We start from the raw sequence: 23950 nt of genomic DNA, 5'->3' as shown, positions 1-23950 counted from the left end.
TTGGAGATGATTTTATTTGAATTTATAAACGTATCAGATACGCGACATCGTCATCTGCTGCTGTGCGAGACAGACCTTAATCGAATGAACACTGTTTCTGCGACACCATTAATCAAAAGGCTGATTATGTCGAGTTCAGCAGATGACAAATGGTTTTGGTTACTTTTGCCGAAACAAAAGTAACATACGAGCTTCTTACATTTATAAGTCACAACGGTAAGACTCCGTTGTGACTTTAAGATCTTTTTATTAAAAGATTAACCCAACGCTTTTTCAGCAGCTTCAACAGTTTGACGAATCAACGTTGTAATGGTCATTGGGCCTACACCACCCGGAACAGGTGTATAAGCAGAAGCAACTTCTTCAATACCCACCAATTGGATATCACCTACACCGCCGCCATCACGTGGATGAAAGCCAGCATCAACAACCACTGCACCTGGTTTGATCCAATCTTTTTGAATCAATTCAGCTTTACCTACCGCACCCACAATAATGTCAGCTTGCTTAACAAAGTCAGCTAAGTTTTGAGTACGTGAGTGGCAAGTGGTCACTGTTGCATTCGCTTCAAGTAGCATCGCAGACATTGGTTTACCCAAAATTGCAGAACGACCCACAACAACCGCATGTTTCCCTGCGATTTCAATGTTGTTTTCTTTTAAAATGGTCATGATGCCTGCAGGAGTCGCAGAACCATATGCTGCTTCACCCATTGCCATACGGCCGAAACCTAAGCAGGTCACGCCATCCACGTCTTTTTCAAGAGAGATCGCATCGAAACAAGCACGCTCATCAATTTGAGCAGGTACGGGGTGTTGTAACAAAATACCGTGAACATCTGGATTTGCATTCAATTTTTCAATTTCAGCAAGCAATTGCTCAGTTGTGGTTTCTTTAGGAAGCTCAACTTTTAATGAATCCATACCAACACGGCGGCAAGCATTCCCTTTCATACGTACATAAGTTGCAGATGCACCATCGTCACCTACCAAAATAGTCGCAAGAATTGGGGTACGACCAGTTTTCTCTTTTAGCGCTTCTACGCGAGTCAACAAGTCAGCTTCAATTTTCTTCGCCAATGCACGACCATCTAAAACTAATGCCACGGCACTTCTCCAAGTGATGATATGAATCAATTTTGCACATAATACATGATTATTTTAAATTTTTTACCTTGTATGCTGCTTTTATGCTCATACAGATGAATCTGCTATTGTTTTTTTTTCAGAGCTTGCTAATATACGCATCAACAAGACATGGCGGGGTGGCAGAGTGGTCATGCAGCGGACTGCAACTCCGTGTACGCCGGTTCGATTCCGACCTCCGCCTCCAATCTTGTTAAGCCCGAGTGGTGAAATCGGTAGACACAGGGGATTTAAAATCCCCCGCCCACAAAGCGTGCCAGTTCGAGTCTGGCCTCGGGCACCATTCTTCTACTACTGAAGATGGTGTAATAAAGAACCCAGCGATAAGCTGGTTTTTTTATGCCTAAAATTTAGTAAGACAATAAAAAAGAGGGACAATGCCCTCTTTTATTATTTTAAAACACCCTACAAATACATCGCGTTTTAAAGTTTAGACTTTAGATCACTTCAACCACAATCTTACCCACATGTTCGCCTGTATCCATGGCTGCATGCGCCTCTTGAATTTGATCAAACTTAAATGTTTTGTAAATCATTGGCAGGCATTCACCTTTAGACCATAACGGAACAACATTTTCCTGAATGCCTTTGGCAATCTCTGCCTTTTCTTCAGTATTACGCGCACGCATGGTTGAGCCTGTAATGGTCAAACGCTTCATCATGATTTGACCCAGTTTCACCTCTTTGGCCTTTGCACCACCTAAAAATGCGATATAGACCAAACGACCATCACGACGTAATAGATTGAGGTTCTGCGCCAAATACGGTGCGCCAACAATATCTAAAATGACATCTACACCTTGCTCATTGGTCGCTTCATTAATCACTTGCTCAAAGTCTTGAGTCTTGTAGTTAATCGCATGCGTGATATCAGAGATCGCTGCCACTTTTTCATCTGAACCGACTGTTGCAAAGGTTTTCATGCCCAACGCATTACACAGCATGATTGCCGTAGTTCCAATACCACTGGTTCCACCATGAATCAGCACCGTTTCACCTGCTTTGGCTTTGCCCATTTGGAATACATTCGCCCAAACGGTAAAGAATGTTTCAGGAATCGCTGCAGCTTGAGTAAAGCTGACGCCTTCAGGAATCGCAATGGTTTGGCTTTCAGGCACCACGCAATATTCTGCATAACCGCCACCATTGGTTAAACCGCAAACCTTATCGCCCACCTTAAACAAAGTAACATCCGCACCGACAGCAACTACTTCGCCTGCAACCTCTAAACCCGGTACTGGCGTTACGCCTTTCGGCATTGGGTATAAACCTTGACGCTGCAAGATGTCTGGACGGTTGATGCCAAAGGCATGCACTTTAACCAACACTTCATCTGCTTTCGCTTCTGGGATGGCAACGCTTTCATAGGCCAGTTTATCGACACCACCCGGCTCAGTAATAATGACCTGTTGCATGCTTTGCTGTGACATTGTTTTCCCTTTTCAATTATTGAATATTCATCTATCTCTGCACTATTTGAACATAGAAATGGCGCAGAATGAATAAACATGGACTTATGTATAATTTGTAGTGTATTTCGTAAATGAATAATAGGCCAAGCATGTCTCAGATCGTTGAATACAATGAAGATAACGCCAGTGACTATGAATGGTTTGATGGTTTTGCCGTGATTCGCTTCTATGCAGACTGGTGCGCGCCCTGTGTACAGAACTTCCCAGTATTTGAGCAGTGCGCAAGTCAAATGTCAGCGCAGCATACACGGCTTAAATTTGGCAAAGTGAATATTGATTCCTCACCGATACTGACATTGCGTTATAACGTTTATGGACTACCCTCTACCTTGCTGTTTTATCGCGGGAAAGTGATTCAACGTATTGCAGGTGTCAAATCACTGACTGAATTAACAGCCATCATTCAAGATGCGATGCAGTCACACTCAACTCATGACTAAATAGATGTACCTTTTATTTGGATGCAGGCTCATTTGGTAGGCGTACAAACTTCATTAGCGTATTACGCACCAATGGCAACACGATCAAAATGAGCGGAAAAGCCATCATCCACGATAGGCTCCAAGCATCTAACCAAATCCCTAAAAAGCCCTCAACCGCACCGACTTTTAAATAAATATTAAAGCAAGAAATTGAACCACTCATAATGCCAGATAGAATCAAAGGCATTAACCACGTGAGATGCTTCGGATGAAATTTGGGGAGACTATTCATGGCTTTCACCTTGTTCTATCGTTGCTGATTGTGCATTTTTAGTTTTCACGGTTTGTTTCAGTGTTTTCATAAACTGACCAAAATGCGGCATGAAATCTTTAAATAAAGGATGATCTTTATTTTCCAGCAAGGTTTCACCAAACAGTTTCAGACCTACGACAAAGGCTTTGGTCTTTTCATCATCTAACAATTGCGCTTTGCTCAAATGCTCCAGCACCTTAAACATGTCATCATGGTTGTAGGCATTAAACTGCAAAGCTTCGGTATAGGTCGATGGATTGCCCTGCGCATCAGCAATGTGTTTGAGCGTAATTTCATATTGATGCTGTTTCATTGCGTCACCTCCATACGGCTGATTTCGACAGCCGCCTGATCGATTTTTTCTGCAATGGCATACACCTGTTCAGGTGTCAGTTCACAGTGCTGAATTTTGATGCGCAGTGATGCTTTTAGGTTTTCCATCGCGCGTTTAATGTCGACATATTGTTCATTGTTATGAATTTGCTTGCGGGTATCAAAACGGCAGAGGATTTTCTCTACTGTGGCTTTTTCTGCATCTAGGTGTTGTATGCCTGACTGCGTAACGCTGTATTGTTTACGGTCTTCGGCATTCAGTTCTGCGTGTATGTATTGCTGTTCTTCGAGGTAATTCAGCGTTGGGTAAATTGTCCCTGTGCTTGGACTGTAACCGCCGCCAACGATTGCGCCGACATCTTTAATGATGTCGTAACTAAACTTAGGCGCTTGGGAAATAAGATGCAGCACCAATAGTTTCATGTGCCCTGCTTCAAACAGACGTTTTCGGGTTTTAACTAGACTATCGCTACCGTCGAGAAGGTCTGAATTTGACATCGCAAAGATACACCTTAAGATTAATTAAGATATATCTTAATACAATTGAATTATATTAACCTACTTTTTTAATTCTTATTTTGTTTGGAGCTTCAATTAAAATATTAACTACTTCCATCGGTTTACAATTTTCACTAAACCAGAATTGTAATTTTTTACCCTTAAATGGCCTTATCCTAACTGATCCATTTTTATTAGCATTTCGATCTATTTTAGCTATATCTAGCGGAATAGCACCATCACCAACATAAATATCCATTTGACTTTCATGCGTACCTAAGTAGCTAGAATATGAAATTCCAAAGTTAATACAGCTCCAATTAAAATACGTATCATGCAAAGTCAACTTATATATTGGCATTTCATTGATTTCATTGATTTCATTGATTTCATTGATTTCATTGATTTCATTGATTTCATTGATTTCATTGATTTTGAACCTATTCCCATTCCACTTAGGTTTCAATTCTTTTATCAAACTATCTTCCAAACCAGCAGCTAGATTAAGCTTAAACCCTCCATATTTCATTAATCCAACATCTTCAAATAACCAAATTTCAATGACCTTGCCCATGCTAATCAATCTAGTTAATTCAAAATTATTTCGAATATTTGTAGTTTGGGTACGACCTGGCTTTAGATAACCTTTAAACCTATTATCTAAATTTTGTGTAGTTTTACCAATATAGAGCAATTCATTATTCTCTATAAACGCATACAGTATATTTTCTACACCAGATGAATAATTTAACTTATAAATTAATTCCTTACTGCTCCCAATATTCCAGAACCCCACATTTTTAAAACCAACATCAATAAGTTTTTGCCTAATATTCATACAACCCTTTTGATTTTATATTGTTTATTTACAATAGATTACCACGAAATAATATTTGTTTTTTTGATTAAAACATAAGCACTTTTTAAATTATATATTCATTTCCTAATAAAAAAACCCGCCTTGCGGCGGGTCTTTTTTAAATCAATTCAATCTATTATAGACGAACCAACTCAACAATTTTCTCAGCAACTTCTTCAGCAGTCTCGAATGCATAAGTCACATCAGTACCTTCAGCACTATCTGTAATCACAACCACACCTGTTTCACGTACAAGTGCAACTTGCTCTACAGTTAAACCAGCTTTCGCAATCGCAACTACACCTTGCTGAATCAACAAACTTTCGATCGCTTGCGCATTTTCAAGTGCTTTCGCAGTTACAGTTACAGCAGCAGGTTTTTGACCTAAACGTGCAGCACGCGCTTCAGCAGTTACAGGCTCGTTGTGTGCAGTCCATTCAACCGCAGATTCAACCATACCCGCACCAACAGTCACGTTGCTTAAACGGTCAATAAAGATGAATGAACCTGTGTAACGACTGTCTTGGTAACGGTCAAATACCACTGGCGCATCAAACTCAATCGTTACATCTGCAATCGCATTCAGTTCAAGCTGTTCAACTTCCGTTTTTTCCAATGTGTTTACATTGGTACGGTAGTTGATTTTCGCAACTTTCGCAGGAATGGTTTGTGTACCAAACTTCACGTTATACAGTTTACCAACCACTAAAGGCGCATCTGTCATCCATACCACAGAGGCACGTGCAGAACGTGAAATTAATGGCTGTTCGCCTGCTTTAACTAAAACGTTACCACGTGAAATATCAATTTCATCATTTAGCGTAAGTGTTACCGCTTGACCTGCAACAGCATGGTCTAAGTTACCGTCAAAAGTCACGATTTCTTTAACAGTCGAAGACTTACCAGATGGTAATGCAGTAATGGTATCGCCAACTTTCACTTCACCAAGTGCAATCGTACCGCAGAAGCCACGGAAATCGAGGTTCGGACGGTTGACATATTGAACTGGGAAACGGAATTCGTGCTTGCTCGTATCATGCGAAATTTCAACAGTTTCCAAAGTCTCCATTAAAGTCTGACCTTGGTACCACGGTGTATTTGGCGATTTGTTTACAACGTTATCACCATTCAACGCAGAAATAGGCGTGAAGATAATGTTCGCAGGTTTACGGTCGCCCAATTGGTTTACGAACTCATTGTACTCTGCTTGAATTTCATTGAAGCGCGCTTCAGAGAATTCAACCAAGTCCATTTTGTTCACTGCAACCACGATATTACGAATACCCAAAAGACTCGCAATAAATGAGTGACGACGAGTCTGGGTTTGAACGCCATAACGCGCATCAATCAAGATGATCGCTAAATCGGCAGTCGACGCACCAGTTGCCATGTTACGTGTGTACTGCTCATGCCCCGGGGTGTCAGCAATGATGAACTTACGTTTTTCAGTAGAGAAATAACGGTAAGCCACGTCAATGGTAATACCCTGCTCACGTTCCGCTTGCAGACCATCTACAAGTAAAGCCAAGTCAGGCGCATCACCCGTAGTACCGACTTTTTTAGAGTCACGAGTCACCGCTTGCAATTGATCTTCATAAATCAATTTTGAATCGTAAAGCAAACGACCAATTAGAGTCGATTTACCATCATCCACGTTACCGCAAGTGAGGAAACGTAGAAGGTCTTTATTTTCGTGTTGTTTTAAATACGCCAAGATGTCTTGGCTAATTAAATCTGATTGATGAGACATTGCTCAAAGCTCCACATATTCTTTTGAAATCGGTTTCTGAATCTTTTTAATCCCTCTAAATCTCCCTTTAAGAAAGGGAGACTTGGCTCCGTTCTTTCTCGGGAGTTCCCCCTCTTTCGTAAAGAGGGGGTTAGGGGGAGATTATGAGATTCTTAGAAGTAACCTTCCTGCTTTTTCTTTTCCATCGAACCTGCTTCGTCATGGTCGATCATACGACCTTGACGTTCAGATGTGGTGGCTAAAAGCATCTCTTGGATAATTTCCGGTAAAGTTGTTGCAGTTGATTCAACCGCACCTGTAAGTGGGTAACAACCTAAAGTACGGAAACGCACCGATTTCATTTGTGGCACTTCACCTTCGTTCAAACGCATACGCTCATCATCAACCATGATCAGTGTACCGTTACGCTCAACCACTGGACGTTCAGCAGCCAAGTACAAAGGAACCAATTTAATATTTTCGAGGTAGATGTATTGCCAAATATCCAACTCAGTCCAGTTAGACAATGGGAACACACGAATACTTTCGCCTTTGTTCACTTTACCGTTGTAAAGATTCCAAAGTTCAGGACGTTGGTTTTTAGGGTCCCAACGGTGTTTGGTATCACGGAATGAGTAAACACGCTCTTTGGCACGAGATTTCTCTTCGTCACGGCGCGCACCACCGAAAGCCGCATCAAACTGATATTTATCAAGTGCTTGTTTTAAGCCTTGAGTTTTCATGATATCAGTATATTTTGAGCTACCGTAATCGAACGGATTCACGCCTGCGTCTTTACCTTCTTTGTTTTGATGCACGATCAAATCAAAGCCATGCTCTTTTGCCATGTTGTCACGGAAAGTAATCATGTCTTTAAATTTCCAACCCGTGTCTACATGCAGTAGTGGGAATGGAAGTTTGGCAGGATAGAATGCTTTTAAAGCAAGATGCAGCATGACCGCTGAATCTTTACCGATTGAATACAGCATGACTGGGTTTTCGAACTCAGCAGCAACTTCACGGATGATATGAATACTCTCAGCTTCAAGCTGTTTAAGATGAGTAAGTCTTTCCTCATTTAATGACATGGACAACACCAGCTTAGAATATGTGTACTTATTACACTTTTAAAGATATATATACATTATAGTGATTAAGCTTTCATAACGATTGCTTGTTTTGTGATATTGATATTCTTATTCGTCATATACAAATTGTCTGATACTGCTTATCAATTTTAATTAATTTAATACAATAGACTTATCAATTTCATTATTATTCTAGTCCGAGATCCTTAAGTTTACGCAATTTTTTATCAATTAACTAATCGCTAAATCCTCTAAACAATCGGTATTCAAACTCGCTCAAAGTACCTAAAGTAGCTATATCACTCTCCAATAGTTATTGATATGCCATATAGTCACTATACGCTTGAAACCTTAAAGTCGCTGATAGAAGCAGCAGGTCTTGCTGGCTATATTTATCAGCATTCTTCACACATCCTCGTGCTCCAAGAAGCCTTAAATGATGACGGCAGCCCGCTGAATAACTTTATCCAACATGAGCTGAGTGCAGACCAAATTGGCCTTCAGTTCGGCCTACGACTTTTGGACAATAAACTCGAATTTTTGATTGGGGTGACTCATAGTAACCAAGATCGTGGCTATGAAATTGGCGCTGGCAATTTAAAGGCCGATCAACGTGCATTTAATCTGCTCTATGCTTTTTATAATTTCCCCAAAGCATTTTACTTAATCCACTTCCCGCTCGCAGCCAATAGCACCCAGTTAGAAGAAGAGATCGAAAAACAATTGTTTCAACTTGAAAGCATGGGCTTTTTAGACACTGCGATTAAAACCAATCCGATGGGCGAACAAGTGAAGTGGATGAAAACCTTTATTGTTCAAGCGGCTTTAGATATGAAAGTACGCATTCAAACTTCATTGTTATAAAAACGGTTAAAGCCACCTAAAAAGCGCTCTATTGAACGCCAGTTCAAATCTTCATATGACATCGAAAGTCACGGCAAAGCCCTCAGCACTGCTGTGACGCTTATAAATTTACATTTCCTAACATTGTTTTCTGTGCCGTTTAACAGGCCATTTCTCTCCCTTGAGCACGACCACTTATATATCTGCAATTAGACTGAAAATTTGATTGATCACAATGACTTAAATCTTAAATGGGTAAAGTAGAAGTGCTATTCATTTTAGATTTAGATAATCCTGATTTAATTGATCAACTATTTTTAAAGAAAAACTTAGTAATAGCTCACATAAAAGCCGACTTTTTGTTAATCTGATCTGTAATTTTTTTACACAATTTCGACAGATAATGTTATTTTATTTACTGAAAAAAATTCGGCCAGAATTATTTTTTTTGATTTTTTATAAGCATAAATATAGAGATAAATATAATGTGGGAATTGTTTACTCACCCGTCTAATATCGTGTTTAGCATCAGTCTCTGCTTAATGTTCTTGTTTGGACTTTTTGAGATTGTGTTAACAATTTTAGGGGGTGGTTCTCAAGGCTTCTTAGATCAATTCCTACCTGAGGATGTTGGTCATAATGCAGAGCTAGGTGTAGATGCCGATGCAGGTATCGTGACACGTGTGCTCGATTGGTTGTATTTGGGTCGTATTCCACTGTTTGTATGGCTCATCATTTTCTTATGTGTCTATAGTTTGTTGGGCTTTGCTATTCAAGCCATCGTTAACCAAATGACCAGTATGATGTTCAGTGCATGGATTATTGCACCAGCCTGTATTTTTCTGTGCATGCCCTTCGTACGTTTTAGCGCAATGCTCATTGCCCGTATTTTACCGCAAGATGAAACAACCGCCATTTATAGTGATGAATTGATCGGTAGAACGGCCACGATCATTTTGGGTGATGCACGACCACAGTCCCCTGCTCAAGCCAAAGTCAAAGATCAACATGGATTGACCCATTATATTTTGGTTGAACCTGAACAAGATGAAATATTCAGCCAAGGTCAATCAGTGGTTTTAACCCAAAAAACAAATGTAGGCTTCCAAGCCACCATGCTCTAAATTTTGAATGAATTGATGCTCGATCAGTTCTTTTAACACCATATAAATACATTTAACGCGTCATACGTTCAGCAAATCTCGAAGTCATGATGAATCAACAAAATACTGATTTTTAAACCAAACTTGTTAGCACTTTAGAGGGTTAACTTGAACTACAACAAAAGAGATAAACGTCCATGTTAGACATTATTCCAAGCGGTATCCTTGTTTCAGTCGGGATAATTTTTGCCGCACTTATTTTTATTGGTTTTATTATTGCTCGACTTTATCGTCGCTCAAGTAAAGAAATTTCATTTGTGCGTACAGGCTTCGGCGGTGAAAAAGTGATTTTAGGTGGCGGTGCTATTGTGCTTCCGGTGCTGCATGAAATTATCCCTGTCAATATGAACACCCTACGTCTTGAAGTACGCCGTGCAGATGACCAAGCGCTGATTACACGTGACCGTATGCGTGTCGATGTGATGGCGGAGTTCTATGTCCGTGTGAAACCAACCGCAGATTCGATTGCTACCGCAGCACAAACGTTAGGTCAAAAGACCATGTCGCCAAATGAGTTAAAGAATTTGGTCGAAGGAAAATTCGTTGACTCTCTACGTGCAGTTGCCGCAGAAATGGCGATGGAAGAGTTGCATGAAAAACGTGTCGACTTCGTTCAAAAAGTTCAGCAAGTGGTGTCTGAAGATTTACATAAAAACGGTTTGGAACTTGAAACCGTTTCATTAACTGGCTTAGACCAAACAGGCTTTAAATACTTTAACCCACAAAATGCGTTCGATGCTGAAGGTTTAACTAAACTGACAGAAACCATTGAAGACCGTCGTCGTAAACGTAATGCGATTGAACAAGATGCAGATCTTGCAATTAAGACCAAGAACTTAGAAGCAGAACAAGCACGTCTACAAATTTTGCGTGAAGAAGAATATGCAAAACTGCAACAAGAACGTGAAATTTCAATCCGTCGTGCAGAACAGCTTGCAGAAATTGCATCACAAGAAGCTGCTAAAAAACGTGAAGCCGAAGAAGCGCGTATTGCTGCTGAACGTGAAGTTGACTTAAAGCGTATTACTGCTGCACGTGACGTTGAAAATCAAAATATTCAAAAGTCACAAATTATTCAGCAAGCCCAAGTGGAACAAAAGAAAACCATTGAGTTGGCTGAGCAAGACCGTGCCATTGCTATTGCAGAAAAATCTCGTGCTGAATCTGAAGCTAAAGCGCATGCCGATCAAGCCCGTGCTCAAGCGGTAAAAGCCGAAGAAGAAGTCATTACCGTTCGTCAAATCCAACAAGCTGAACGTCAAAAAGCTGTTGAATTGGTCTCTGCGAAAGAAAAAGCGGAGAAAGATGCGATTGCCATTACTGTCGCGGCAGAAGCAGGTAAACAAGCAGCAGCAGATGATGCAGAAGCTATCCGTATTGCAGCTGAAGCCGAAGCTGAAAAAGTTCGCTTAAAAGCCAAAGGTGAAGCTGACGCAAAAGTTCTCTTGGCTCAGGCGATGGAAAAACAATACCAAGTTGATGCTGAAGGTACACGTGCAGTGAACGAAGCAAACAACGTATTGTCATCTGAACAGGTTGAAATGCAAATTCGTTTAGCGATGCTGAAATACTTACCTGAAATCATTCGCGAAAGTGTGAAACCAATGGAAAACATTGATGACATTAAGATTTTGCAAGTGAATGGCCTAAATGGTGGTCATGCAGGTTCTTGCCAAGGTGATGCTCACCACGAAGGCAGCGGTAATGTTGCCTTGTCAGACCAAGTGGTGAATAGTGCCCTACGCTACCGCAGCCAGGCCCCACTGATTGATAGCTTGATGAGTGAGCTTGGTATCCAAGGTGGCGATATTAACGGTTTAACTCAGAGCTTAAAAACCAGCAAAAACTAAGTTTTTGATTGAGATAGGGCTCCATCAAATCTCTTTATTCAGAAGTGATTGCTTGAGCAACACATTCTAAATGAATTAAAAAAGCAGTGTCCGCACTGCTTTTTTTATGGCTTAGATACTTGTACTTATGGGCATACAATCTCCCAAAGAAATGAACAACATTTTCTGTCTTATCAGAGCGCTTTTAATGGTTTCTGACATTTATATTTCGCATCACAGCCTGATGTTAAATCAATGAACAAATGGCGTATTTCATAAAAATACTCATTTAGAAGCTATAGAGCAAACAGCATAAAATTATGAAACAAAATATTTAAAATCAATTAATTGATATATCCTTCTCATCTTACAGAATAAGATATTTACTTCTATATATTCAGCTCGATAACATTTTGTTCTATCTATTGTTTTTATAAAACTTGGAAATTGCTTATTAAATTGAAAATAGGGCCTAACAAGGTTTTTGCACTTCAAACCATCAACTAAAAAATAATAGCTGACTATAGATGTATATGCTCATGTAGATTTTCTTAAAAAAATTTCATCACTGAGATAGCAAATTTCACCAATTTTAAAGCTCCCCCTTCTCATATTCCTGATCTACCATCCTTTGTATAAGGCTTGAGAAAATTACAAATAAAATAATTTCTATTGAAAATATTAGGCTTCATCCAAGTAAAAAAGCTCTTTGATGATAAAGATCCATTAAAAATCTCAATTAAATTAGTTATTTTCCCTAAAATCAATATACTGCACGCTATACGAAATTATTTTTAAAAATCATAAACCTATGACCATCCTCGCAATCATCACATATTCGGATTATTATGTGTTCTTTACATTTCATAGTTATTGAACAACCAATATTCCATCCGTTTATGCAGCGTCACTGCACCCCAAAGCAGAACACATAGCCATGCCCTTATGGCTTTTGCATAGCGGCTGAAATACGCTTTTTTTTGCGTAAAAAAAAAAGAGAATCCGAAGATTCTCTTTTGATGTTTAAGTATGGCGATTAAACCAAACCTTTGCCTTTCAGCACTTCGTACATAGTCGAGCCTAATTCAGCAGGACTACGGGTATAGGCCATTCCGGCTTTTTCAAAAGCAGCGAATTTCTCTTCTGCTGTGCCTTTACCACCCGAAATGATTGCGCCTGCATGTCCCATACGTTTGCCTTTAGGTGCAGTCACACCCGCGATATAACCAACAACAGGCTTTGTAACATTCGACTGGATATATTCAGCTGCTTCTTCTTCTGCTGTACCACCAATCTCACCAATCATGATGATCGCTTCAGTTTGCGGGTCGTCTTGGAACAGCTTTAAGCAATCAATTTGGTTCATACCCGGAATAGGGTCACCACCGATCCCAATACAGGTAGACTGACCTAGTCCCAGCTTGGTGGTTTGCGCTACAGCTTCATAGGTTAACGTCCCTGAACGCGAGATAATGCCGATTTTACCTGGTTGATGAATATGCCCCGGCATAATACCGATCTTACATTCACCTGGGGTAATAATCCCTGGACAGTTCGGACCAATTAGACGTGCATTATTACCATAGGTTTCTAGGTAACGTTTAGCTTTTAGCATATCGAGTGTCGGCACACCTTCAGTGATCACCACAATCAGCTCAACACCTGAATCAATCGATTCAATAATTGAATCTAGGACAAATGGTGCAGGTACATAAATCGAGGTTGCCGTTGCACCCGTTTCACGCACCGCTTCTTTCATGGTATTAAATACGGGCAGATTCAAATGTTGTGTGCCGCCTTTGCCCGGAGTCACCCCACCAACCACTTTTGTGCCGTAAGCAATAGATTGTTCTGAATGAAATGTGCCGTTTTTACCGGTAAAACCTTGTACCAATACTTTGGTGTCTTTATTAACTAATACGCTCATGATCTCTACTCCCTTAGCCTTTTACCGCAGCAACGATTTTTTCTGCAGCATCGGCCAAGCCATTTGCAGAAATCAATTTCAAACCTGATTCATCAAGTAATTTTGCACCCAACTCTGCATTGTTCCCTTCTAAACGAACAACCACAGGTACAGTCACATTTACTTCTTGAACCGCTGCAATAATTGCTTCAGCAATCATGTCACAACGTACAATCCCACCAAAAATGTTGATTAATACACCTTGTACAGAACTATCGGCCAAAATGATTTTAAAGGCTTCAATTACGCGTTCTTTGGTCGCGCCACCGCCTACATCTAGGAAGTTTGCAGGTTGACCACCATAGAGTTTAATGATGTCCATGGTTGCCATCGCTAGGCCAGCACCATTGACCATACAACCAATATTGCCTTCTAAGGCAACATAGTTCAAATCAAATTCTGATGCTTTCAGCTCACGCTCATTTTCTTGCGATTTATCACGTAACGCTGCGATTTCAGGTAAACGGTATAAGGCATTCGAGTCGATACCAATTTTTGCATCCACACATAAAATCTCGCCATTTTCACGTACAGATAACGGGTTAATTTCAAATAAAGCAAAATCATTTTCAATGAATGCTTGATAGGCAGCAGACATGATTTTGACAAATTGATTCACTTGACCATCTTTTAGGTTTAAAGCAAATGCCACTTCACGTGCTTGGAATGGTAACAATCCAACTAAAGGATCAACTTCAACTTTAATAATTTTTTCTGGGGTTTCTTCTGCAACTTTTTCAATTTCCACACCACCTTCAGTCGATGCCATAAAGGTCACACGGCGGCTAGAACGGTCAACCACAGCACCTAGGTACAATTCACGCTCTACAGGATAGACATCTTCAGACACCAAAATACCGCTGACTGGCTGACCTAATGCATCTGTTTGATAAGTGACTAAGCGTGAACCGACCATTTGGTTGACATAATCAGTGGCTTCTTGCGCAGATTTTACCACTTTTACGCCGCCCGCTTTACCGCGGCCACCTGCATGGACTTGGGCTTTTAAAACTGCAAACTTACCACCCAGTTGCTCAAAAGCTTTGACTGCTTCTTCTGCGGTTGTTACAAATACGCCTTCTTGGACTGGCATACCATATTTTTTTAATAACGCTTTAGCTTGATATTCGTGTAGATTCATTGAACAACCTTTTACTCTTTTTTCGCTTTGTTATGACCCATTAAAGCCCAGACATCCGTCAAAGCAGCTTTAACCTTTTTTAAATCTTAAAATATTTCTTATCTTTATTTTTAGATGATTATTCAAATTAAAACAACCATCTGAAACAAAAAAGAGCGGCCTAAGCCGCTCTTTTTACATCTTATTTACGTTTACGCTGAATCGCGTGAATCGCACGTCCATCGACTGCAAGCGCAGCTTCGTGAACGACTTCAGAGAATGTCGGGTGACCAAAAGTCATTAACTGTAGGTCTTCAACACTTGATACAAACTCAAGTGCAATCATACCTTGGTGTACGATATCAGACGCTGCAGGTCCAATCACGTGCATACCAAGTAGACGATCTGTTTTCGCATCAGCAACAAACTTAACAAAGCCTGCGTTTTCACCAGCAGCCATTGCACGACCATTCGCAGCAAAGCCAAATTGACCAGTCTTCACTTCATGGCCTTTTTCTTTCGCTTGCTCTTCTGTTAAACCAACCCACGCCGCTTCTGGGTGTGTGTAGATGACAGAGATAATAGTATCGTAGTTCACTTGAGCTGCGTGACCGTGCATACGTTCAACAGCCATTACGCCTTCTTCCATTGCTTTATGTGCAAGCATTGGACCACGTACCAAGTCACCAATTGCGTATACACCTTCAACCGAAGTTGCACACCAATCGTTTACTTCAACTAGACCGCGTTCAGTGAGTTTAATGCCTGAATCTTCAGCCAATAAACCTTCTGCATATGCTTTACGGCCAACACAAACGATCAATTTATCGAAAGTTTGAGTTTTGTCTTCACCACCTTGCGTGTACTTAACAGTAACTTCACGGCCATTTACTTCTGTACCAGCAACTTTAGCGCCAACACGGATATCAAGACCTTGTTTAGTCAATACTTTTTGGTAGTCTTTTGCCAAAGCTTTATCAGCCATTGGTAAGAATGCATCCATTGCTTCAAATACAACAACTTCAGCACCTAGACGACGCCATACTGAACCAAGTTCTAGACCAATGACACCCGCGCCAATTACGCCAAGACGTTTAGGCACTTCTGGGAACTCAAGCGCGCCAGTAGAGTCAACAATAATGTCTTGATCTACAGGAGCAACTGGAATATTTACTGGCACAGAACCCGATGCAAGAATTACATATTTAGGTTCTAAAATTTGAGTTTCACCTTCGTGAGATACAAACTCAACTTTCTTACCTGCAAGTAATTTACCTGTACCTTTTAACCATTCGATACCGTTGCCTTTAAGTAGGCCATCGATACCCATTGTGAGTTGGTTAACAATTTTGTCTTTACGATCAAGTAATTTTGCAAGATCAAATTTCACTTCACCTGTTGTAATACCGTGGTCATCTAAGTGATGAACGGTATCTTCATAACGGTGAGATGAATCAAGTAATGCTTTAGATGGGATACAACCCACGTTTAAGCAAGTACCACCTAAAGATGGTTTACCTTTATGAATACGTTTTTCAATACAAGCTACTTTAAAGCCTAATTGAGCAGCGCGGATAGCAGCTTCATAACCACCAGGACCGCCACCAATAACAACTAAATCAAATTGAGACATGTGTATCTCCAAAAATGGGCTTAGAGGATCGCTCTAAGCCCATTGCATTATTCTGAAGTATTAAAGATCAAGGATTAGCTTAGCTGGTTCTTCTAACAATTCTTTGATTGTTACAAGGAAGCCTACTGCTTCTTTACCATCGATTAGACGGTGGTCATAAGAAAGCGCTAAGTACATCATTGGCAAGATTTCGACTTGACCATTTACAGCCATAGGACGTTCTTGGATTTTATGCATACCCAAAATCGCTGTTTGTGGCGTATTTAAGATCGGTGTAGAAAGCAATGAACCGAAAGTACCACCATTAGTAATAGTGAATGTACCGCCAGTCATATCTTCGATACCCAATTTACCATCACGCGCTTTACCAGCGTAAGCACGGATACCGTTTTCAACTTCAGCATAGTTCATGCGGTCAGTATCACGAAGAACTGGAACCACTAGACCACGGTCACTTGATACAGCAACACCGATGTCGTAGAAACCGTGGTAAACGATGTCATTGCCATCAATCGAAGCGTTTACAGCTGGGTAGCGTTTAAGTGCTTCAGTTGCCGCTTTAACGAAGAATGACATGAAGCCAAGACGTGCACCATGACGCTTTTCAAAAGCATCTTTGTATTGCGCACGCATTTCCATGATTGGTTTCATGTTTACTTCGTTGAACGTAGTCAACATTGCAGTTTCTTGAGTTGCAGCAAGTAGACGTTCAGCAACACGCTTACGAAGACGAGTCATAGGAACACGTTTTTCGATACGTTCACCAACAGCAACGCTTAATGGCGCAGCAGCAGGAGCAGCTGGTTTAGCTTGATGGTTTGCAACATCTTCTTTAGTGATGCGACCGCCACGGCCAGTGCCAGCAACGTCAGCAGCAGCAATGCCAGACTCAGTCAATGCTTTACGCACTGCAGGAGCTTGATCAGCAACAGGTTGAGCACGTTCAACAACAGGAGCAGCGCCCGCTTGAGTTTGCGCAGCAGCTTGTTCTACTTTCTCTTCTGATTGAACAGCTTGAGTTTGAGCAGCGCCAGAAGCAGCACCTTCTTCAAAAGTCGCAATCACTTCGTTCGATAAAACTGTATCGCCTTCGTTTTTAACGATTGCAGAAATCGTACCGTCAGCAGGAGCTACAACTTCTAAAACAACTTTATCTGTTTCAATATCACAAATCACTTCGTCACGTGATACTGCTTCACCTGGTTGTTTGTGCCAAGTTGCAACTGTACCGTCAGCAACTGACTCTGGGAATACCGGTGCTTTAATTTCGGTTGCCATTATTAAGAATCTCCTGTTATTCAGCTACGATAGCTAAAGCATCATTTACGAGCTGAGCTTGTTGTTTTGCGTGCAAATATGGTGAACCACAAGCCGGTGCAGCAGAAGCTTCACGACCTGCATAACTAATACGAACTTGTTTGCCCGCTTTCATCACGTCGTCATACAGACGCGGAGCGATGAATAACCATGCACCTTGGTTCTTCGGTTCTTCTTGAGCCCAAACCAATTCTTTAACATTTGGATATTGTGCCAGAACTTCAGCAAGACGTGCTTCTGGATACGGATACAATTGTTCAATACGAACGATTGCTGTGTTGTTCAATTCTTTTTCACGACGTTTTTCAAGTAAGTCGTAGTAAACCTTACCACCACAAAGCACTAGACGAGTTACGTCTGACTTGTTGATGTTGTCGATTTCGTCGATCACAGTTTGGAATGAACCATTTGCAAGTTCTTCTAATGTAGAAGTTGCAAGTTTGTGACGAAGAAGAGACTTCGGTGAAGTCACGATCATTGGTTTACGGATTGGACGAAGTGCTTGACGACGCATCGCATGGTAAATCTGCGCTGGTGTAGTCGGTGTGATCACTTGCATGTTTTCTTCAGCACATAGCTGTAAGAAACGCTCTAAACGAGCTGATGAATGCTCAGGACCTTGACCTTCAAAGCCATGTGGAAGAAGCATAGTCAGACCGCATACACGTTCCCACTTAGTTTCGCCAGACGCGATGAACTGATCGATTACAACCTGTGCACAGTTTGCGAAGTCACCAAATTGCGCTTCCCAAATGACAAGGCTCTTCGGAAGAGTCGTTGCATAACCGTATTCGAATGCAAGAACCGCCATTTCTGACAATAATGAGTCATAGATAGCTGTACGTGGTTGGTTTTCTTTCAAGTTACATAATGGAATGTAAGTTGAACCATCTACTTGGTTATGAAGTTTTGCATGACGGTGTGAGAATGTACCACGACCAACGTCTTCACCTGTTAAACGAACAAGGAAACCTTCATCTAGAAGAGACGCGTAAGCTAATGTTTCAGCAGCACCCCAGTTCAATGGCATTTCACCAGTCTGCATTTTCAGACGGTCATCAATCACTTTAGCAACCTGACGTTGCATCACGAAGCCTTCTGGAAGCTCGCGCATTTTCGCACCAAGCTCTTTTAGACGTTCGATTGGGAAAGTGGTATCCCATTTGTCTGTGTATTCGTGGCCTAGGTAAGGTTTCCAGTCCACAAACATTTTTGTATTTGGCTCAAGTACCAACGCATTTGCAACGTGTTTACCTGCTTCAAGGTCAGAACGATACTGTTCAACCATTGCATCAGCAGAAGCACGATCAAGAACACCTTCTTGTACAAGCTTGTCAGCATAAAGCGTACGTGTAGTCGCTTTTTTATTGATGATTTGATACATCATTGGCTGAGTTGCAGCTGGCTCGTCGGCTTCGTTATGACCACGACGACGGTAGCAGAACATATCGATTACAACGTCTTTACGGAATGTATGACGGAAATCGTGTGCCAATTGAGAAACAAATAATACAGATTCAGGATCATCACCGTTCACATGGAAGATCGGTGCTTGGATCATTTTCGCGATGTCAGTACAGTATTCTGTAGAACGCGCATCACGTGGGTCAGACGTTGTGAAACCAACTTGGTTGTTCACGACGATATGAACTGTACCACCCACGGTATAACCGCGAGTTTGTGACATTTGGAAGGTTTCTTGGTTTACACCTTGACCTGCAAATGCAGCATCACCGTGAACGATGATTGGTAATACATCATCACCACCGATATCTTTACGACGTACTTGACGTGCGCGTACAGAACCTTCTACTACAGGTCCAACGATTTCTAAGTGTGATGGGTTAAACGCTAATGCCAAGTGAACTTCGCCACCCGGAGTCATGACGTTTGAAGAGAAACCTTGGTGGTATTTAACGTCACCAGAGCCTTTTTTATGCAGAGATTTGCCTTCGAACTCACCAAATAGATCAGCTGGGTTTTTACCCATGATGTTTACAAGAAGGTTTAAACGGCCACGGTGAGGCATACCGATAACCACTTCTTTACAACCTACCGAACCCGCACGTTGAATAAGTTCATTCACCATAGGAATGAAAGATTCACCACCTTCAACACCGAAACGTTTCGCACCAACGAATTTGTTACCAAGGTATTTTTCTAGGCCTTCAGCTGCAGTTAGACGTTCAAGGATATGTTTTTTCTGGTCTGCAGTGTAGCCAAATTGACCACGAGTACCTTCAAGGCGTTGTTGAATCCAACGTTTTTCTTTTGTATCAACAATGTGCATGTATTCAACACCAATCGAAGCAGTATAAGTTGCTTCCATTGCTTGAACCATTTCACCAAGTGTTGCTTCAGATTTACCGATTGCAAGGTTACCTGTATTAAATACAGTGTCTAAGTCAGACTGAGTTAAACCATGCGCAGCAAGATCTAGATCAGGCACGATTTCACGTTTTGCAAGACCTAGTGGATCTAATTTTGCGTTTTGATGACCACGGTTACGGTATGCAGCGATCAACTGTAATACACCGATTTGACGGCGTTCATGCTCAGAACTTACTGCACTTTGCACTACAGGCTGAACACGGCTTGAATTACGGCCTAATAATAGGAATTGCTCACGTACATTGCTGTGTGGTTGATCACCTTTCGGGAATTTATCGAAGTATTCACGCCAATCAGCCTCTACTGAGTCTGGAGCCGTTAGATACTGCTCATAAAGTTCTTCAATATACGCTGCACTGTCAGCGCTAAGTTCAGTGTCAAGACGCAGTGCGTCAGCAACTTCTTGCATTTGTGGACCCATTTCCTATTGCAAAACATTTCAGGATGCTTTTTAAGCGAACCCATGATTAGTAATGTCAAATTGGTAATATGACATTAGTCCCCATTAGGCTTAAGCCTTGAGGCGTTATCACTACATTAGGATTACCCAATGTGATTAATGAACAATAACGCCCTCAGCGGCATCATTACTCATTGAGAAATACCCGACATAAATCGGGCAATTTTTGCAAATCATCTTAGAAAAAATAAATTTTTCGCAATTATCTTTTCTAAAGCGACTTTATTAACATTTATATACCGTCTACAGCGCTTAAATTGTAGAAAAAATGTACCCAATTCAAAGTCATTTTTTACATATAGTGATACTTTAAATGCTAACACGTTCGAGCATTTTCAATTGATTTTTTTGACACATACCTCTCATAAATTAGCGAAATACACTGTTTGTATTTTCATCTATGATATGGTGCTACATATAAAATGATCTTTCAATTAAGACAAAAGTCTACGTTCGATTTTTACCTCATCTCATATACAAAAACAAAAGAGAGCTGACATTCCTATCCTCTCTCTTTTTACTACGTTACATAATAACATCTTCTAATCCTTTTGACAGACTTGAACGAGCGTTTCATCAATAAATAACCATTTATCTATCACTTTATACTTTTAATTCACTACGTTTCTATGAAATCCATTTATAGCACTCTGCAATGACAGCGAATAACTTTCACTATCATCATTTTTATATATGACAAAAAAAGCGCACCCAATGGTGCGCTTTTTTTTACTGCTAAATCTATTAACCAAGATCTAAAAGCATATTACGGATGTGACCGATTGCTTTAGTTGGGTTAAGACCCTTAGGACATACAGATACACAGTTCATGATACCTTTACAACGGAACAATGAGAATGGGTCGTCAAGACGAGCCAAACGCTCTTGAGTTGCTGTATCACGAGAGTCAATGATGAAGCGATATGCGTTCAACAATGCTGAAGGACCCAAGAACTTGTCTGGGTTCCACCAGAATGATGGACATGAAGTTGAACAACATGCACAAAGAATACATTCGTACAAACCATCTAAATGTTCACGCTCTTCAGGAGACTGCAAACGCTCTTTAGGAGGCGCAGGCTGATTGTTGATTAGGAACGGATGGATTTTGTTGTACTGATCGTAGAACTGATTCATATCTACAACCAAGTCTTTAATAACTGGAAGACCTGGAAGTGGACGAATTGTAATCACTTCTGGTAAGTCGTTTAGGTTCCAAAGACACGCTAAACCATTTTTACCATTGATGTTTACACCATCAGAACCACAAATACCTTCACGACATGAACGACGGAATGTTAATGATTCGTCTTGTACTTTTAATGCTAGAAGCGCATCAAGCAACATACGGTGCTTGTCAGTCAACTCTAGTTTAAAAGTTTGCATGTACGGAGCTGCATCCTTATCAGGATCGTAGCGGTAGATATTAAATGTACGAGTACCTCTACTCATCTTACTTCTCCCAATTAGAATGTACGTGGTTTAGGTGGAATAGCATCTACAGATAAAGGCTTGTAACGTACTGGTTTGTACTCAAGACGGTTATCTACAGAGAACCATAAAGTGTGTTTCATCCACTCATCATCACGACGGCCGTATGGGTAGTCAGCATGATCAGGTGGTAATTCGAAATCTACCACTGTATGCGCACCACGACATTCTTTACGTGCAGCTGCAGAAATTAATGTCGCTTTTGCAACTTCATACAAGTTTTCAACTTCTAGAGCTTCAACACGTGCTGTGTTAAATACTTTAGATTTGTCTTTCAAGTGAATGTTGCGTACACGTGGTTCGATCGCAAGAATCTGTTTCACACCTTCTTCAAGAAGTGCAGATGTACGGAATACACCAGCGTGGTCTTGAACGATGTCACGGATTGCATCAGCAACTTCTTGAGCATTTTCACCAGAAGTAGATTCATCAAGATGACGAACACGATTCAAAGTGTTTTCAAGAACAGTTGTAGGTAATGGAGCGTATTCATCACCATGGTGTTTAGTTACGTAGTCAACAATATGTTCACCAGCAGCTTTACCAAATACAACCAAGTCAAGCAATGAGTTTGTACCTAGACGGTTTGCACCATGTACAGATACACATGAACATTCACCGATTGCATAAAAACCTTTCACTGGTTTAGTGAAATCACGGTCGCCCGCGTTGTGTGAGTACACATCAGTTTCTTTGTTGTAGTTCGCAACCAAAGCTTCAGTTTCACGAGATACAGGAACAACCACTTGACCATGAATGTTTGTAGGAATACCACCCATTTGGTAATGGATTGTAGGTACTACAGGAATTGGCTCTTTAGTGATGTCAACGTTCGCGAATTTCTTACCAATCTCAAATACAGATGGAAGACGTTTCATGATTGTTTCAGCACCAAGATGCGTCATATCAAGCAAGATGTAGTCTTTCTTAGGACCACAGCCACGACCTTCTTTAATTTCTTGGTCCATAGAGCGTGATACGAAGTCACGAGGTGCCAAGTCTTTCAGTGTCGGAGCATAACGTTCCATGAACGGCTCACCAGCATCGTTACGAAGGATCGCACCTTCACCACGACAACCTTCTGTCAACAATACGCCTGCGCCCGCAACACCTGTTGGGTGGAATTGCCAGAATTCCATATCTTGTAATGGAATACCTGCACGAGCTGCCATACCAAGACCGTCACCAGTGTTGATATAAGCGTTAGTAGATGCACGGTAAACTCGACCAGCACCACCAGTAGCAAACAATGTAGCTTTACCTTGGAATACTGCAATTTTACCCGTTTCTTGGTCAATTGCTGTCACACCAAGTACATCGCCTGCTTCGTTACGGATCAAATCAAGTGCGATCCATTCTACGAAGAATTGAGTACCCATTTTCACGTTGCTTTGATAAAGCGTATGAAGAAGAGCATGACCTGTACGGTCGGCAGCAGCACATGCACGTGGAACTGGTTTTTCACCATAGTTCGCAGCATGACCACCAAACGGACGTTGGTAAATTGTACCGTCAGCGTTACGGTCAAATGGCATACCTAGGTGTTCAAGTTCATAAACAACTTGAGGCGCTTCACGAGTCATGAACTCAATTGCGTCTTGGTCACCTAACCAGTCAGAACCTTTAACTGTGTCGTAGAAGTGGTAGTGCCAGTTATCTTCTTGCATGTTACCAAGAGATGCACCAATACCACCCTGCGCTGCAACAGTGTGTGAACGAGTTGGGAATACTTTAGTCAGTACAGCAACTTTCAAACCAGCTTGAGCAAGTTGGTAAGAAGCACGCATACCTGAACCACCACCACCAACGATGACTGCATCGAAAGTTTGGTGTGGAATATTTGTGTAATCTTCTTTAGGGGTTATAGCGCCCATGATA

At 41.1% G+C, this 23950-nt stretch carries 19 protein-coding genes and 2 tRNA genes; 6 read left to right on the top strand and 15 right to left on the bottom strand.

Translation table 11 applies throughout. From position 1 onward, the window contains the following. Positions 1-257: 257 nt before the first annotated feature. Positions 258-1106, bottom strand: coding sequence for a bifunctional methylenetetrahydrofolate dehydrogenase/methenyltetrahydrofolate cyclohydrolase FolD (gene folD, locus FTU37_RS02355; protein ID WP_078192972.1), 849 nt, complete (start codon positions 1104-1106; stop codon positions 258-260). 152 nt (positions 1107-1258) lie between these two features. Here folD and FTU37_RS02350 point away from each other — a divergent pair. Then, positions 1259-1332 (top strand) — tRNA-Cys (locus FTU37_RS02350). Between the two features lie 10 nt (positions 1333-1342). After that, positions 1343-1428: transfer RNA gene (locus FTU37_RS02345), tRNA-Leu, on the top strand. Between the two features lie 154 nt (positions 1429-1582). Here FTU37_RS02345 and FTU37_RS02340 read toward each other — a convergent pair. After that, positions 1583-2575, bottom strand: a complete 993-nt coding sequence (locus FTU37_RS02340; protein ID WP_180123719.1) for an NAD(P)H-quinone oxidoreductase — start codon at positions 2573-2575, stop codon at positions 1583-1585. A gap of 131 nt (positions 2576-2706) precedes the next feature. On the opposite strand from FTU37_RS02340, the gene FTU37_RS02335 reads away from it, so the two are divergent. Beyond that, positions 2707-3057: a co-chaperone YbbN gene (locus tag FTU37_RS02335; protein WP_180020679.1), complete on the top strand. Its 351-nt coding sequence runs from the start codon at positions 2707-2709 to the stop codon at positions 3055-3057. Positions 3058-3070: 13 nt separating this feature from the next. Here the strand turns inward: FTU37_RS02335 and FTU37_RS02330 are convergent, their stop codons facing one another. The 6 genes from FTU37_RS02330 to cysD form a co-directional block, all read right to left on the bottom strand. Beyond that, a complete protein-coding gene (locus FTU37_RS02330; RefSeq protein ID WP_168378390.1) occupies positions 3071-3331 on the bottom strand; it encodes a DUF2798 domain-containing protein in 261 nt (86 codons plus the stop codon). Beyond that, complete coding sequence (locus FTU37_RS02325) at positions 3324-3665, bottom strand: DUF3861 domain-containing protein (RefSeq protein WP_180123718.1); 342 nt, start codon at positions 3663-3665, stop codon at positions 3324-3326. Before FTU37_RS02325 ends, FTU37_RS02330 begins: the two co-directional genes overlap by 8 nt. Next, complete coding sequence (locus FTU37_RS02320; protein ID WP_180123717.1) at positions 3662-4183, bottom strand: PadR family transcriptional regulator; 522 nt, start codon at positions 4181-4183, stop codon at positions 3662-3664. The genes FTU37_RS02325 and FTU37_RS02320 overlap by 4 nt, the downstream gene beginning before the upstream one ends. A 55-nt stretch (positions 4184-4238) precedes the next feature. Further along, positions 4239-5021, bottom strand: a complete 783-nt coding sequence (locus FTU37_RS02315) for a GIY-YIG nuclease family protein (protein ID WP_180123716.1) — start codon at positions 5019-5021, stop codon at positions 4239-4241. A gap of 157 nt (positions 5022-5178) precedes the next feature. Continuing rightward, positions 5179-6792 (bottom strand): sulfate adenylyltransferase subunit CysN, encoded by a 1614-nt coding sequence (gene cysN / locus FTU37_RS02310; protein ID WP_168378395.1) that lies wholly within the window; start codon positions 6790-6792, stop codon positions 5179-5181. A gap of 152 nt (positions 6793-6944) precedes the next feature. Next, entirely contained in the window at positions 6945-7859 is a 915-nt protein-coding gene (gene cysD, locus FTU37_RS02305; protein ID WP_078189893.1) for a sulfate adenylyltransferase subunit CysD, read from the bottom strand. Positions 7860-8180: 321 nt separating this feature from the next. Between cysD and FTU37_RS02300 the strand changes: the two genes are divergently transcribed. The 3 genes from FTU37_RS02300 to FTU37_RS02290 all read left to right on the top strand — a co-directional run bounded on the left by FTU37_RS02300 (position 8181) and on the right by FTU37_RS02290 (position 11715). Continuing rightward, positions 8181-8723: a hypothetical protein gene (locus FTU37_RS02300; RefSeq protein ID WP_180123715.1), complete on the top strand. Its 543-nt coding sequence runs from the start codon at positions 8181-8183 to the stop codon at positions 8721-8723. A gap of 464 nt (positions 8724-9187) precedes the next feature. Then, complete coding sequence (locus FTU37_RS02295) at positions 9188-9826, top strand: YqiJ family protein (protein ID WP_180007473.1); 639 nt, start codon at positions 9188-9190, stop codon at positions 9824-9826. Positions 9827-10002: 176 nt separating this feature from the next. Next, positions 10003-11715: a flotillin family protein gene (locus FTU37_RS02290; protein WP_168379214.1), complete on the top strand. Its 1713-nt coding sequence runs from the start codon at positions 10003-10005 to the stop codon at positions 11713-11715. Positions 11716-12730: 1015 nt separating this feature from the next. On the opposite strand, the gene sucD is transcribed toward FTU37_RS02290, so the two are convergent. The 7 genes from sucD to FTU37_RS02255 form a co-directional block, all read right to left on the bottom strand. Next, positions 12731-13621 (bottom strand): succinate--CoA ligase subunit alpha, encoded by an 891-nt coding sequence (sucD, locus tag FTU37_RS02285; protein ID WP_168379215.1) that lies wholly within the window; start codon positions 13619-13621, stop codon positions 12731-12733. 13 nt (positions 13622-13634) lie between these two features. After that, complete coding sequence (gene sucC, locus FTU37_RS02280; RefSeq protein ID WP_168379216.1) at positions 13635-14801, bottom strand: ADP-forming succinate--CoA ligase subunit beta; 1167 nt, start codon at positions 14799-14801, stop codon at positions 13635-13637. 181 nt (positions 14802-14982) lie between these two features. Next, complete coding sequence (gene lpdA / locus FTU37_RS02275) at positions 14983-16413, bottom strand: dihydrolipoyl dehydrogenase (RefSeq protein ID WP_078189903.1); 1431 nt, start codon at positions 16411-16413, stop codon at positions 14983-14985. Between the two features lie 60 nt (positions 16414-16473). Continuing rightward, positions 16474-17691, bottom strand: a complete 1218-nt coding sequence (gene odhB / locus FTU37_RS02270; protein ID WP_078192990.1) for a 2-oxoglutarate dehydrogenase complex dihydrolipoyllysine-residue succinyltransferase — start codon at positions 17689-17691, stop codon at positions 16474-16476. A gap of 16 nt (positions 17692-17707) precedes the next feature. Continuing rightward, positions 17708-20530, bottom strand: a complete 2823-nt coding sequence (locus tag FTU37_RS02265) for a 2-oxoglutarate dehydrogenase E1 component (protein WP_111884450.1) — start codon at positions 20528-20530, stop codon at positions 17708-17710. A 795-nt stretch (positions 20531-21325) separates the two neighbouring features. Beyond that, positions 21326-22033: a succinate dehydrogenase iron-sulfur subunit gene (locus FTU37_RS02260; RefSeq protein ID WP_078189905.1), complete on the bottom strand. Its 708-nt coding sequence runs from the start codon at positions 22031-22033 to the stop codon at positions 21326-21328. 14 nt (positions 22034-22047) lie between these two features. After that, positions 22048-23946, bottom strand: coding sequence for an FAD-binding protein (locus FTU37_RS02255; RefSeq protein ID WP_078189906.1), 1899 nt, complete (start codon positions 23944-23946; stop codon positions 22048-22050). Between the last annotated feature and the right edge of the window lie 4 nt (positions 23947-23950).

Origin of the sequence: Acinetobacter sp. YH12097 (genome assembly GCF_013419225.1) — a bacterium.
Classification (GTDB): Bacteria; Pseudomonadota; Gammaproteobacteria; order Pseudomonadales; family Moraxellaceae; genus Acinetobacter; species Acinetobacter amyesii.
This window is presented reverse-complemented; position numbering and strand designations above follow the sequence as displayed.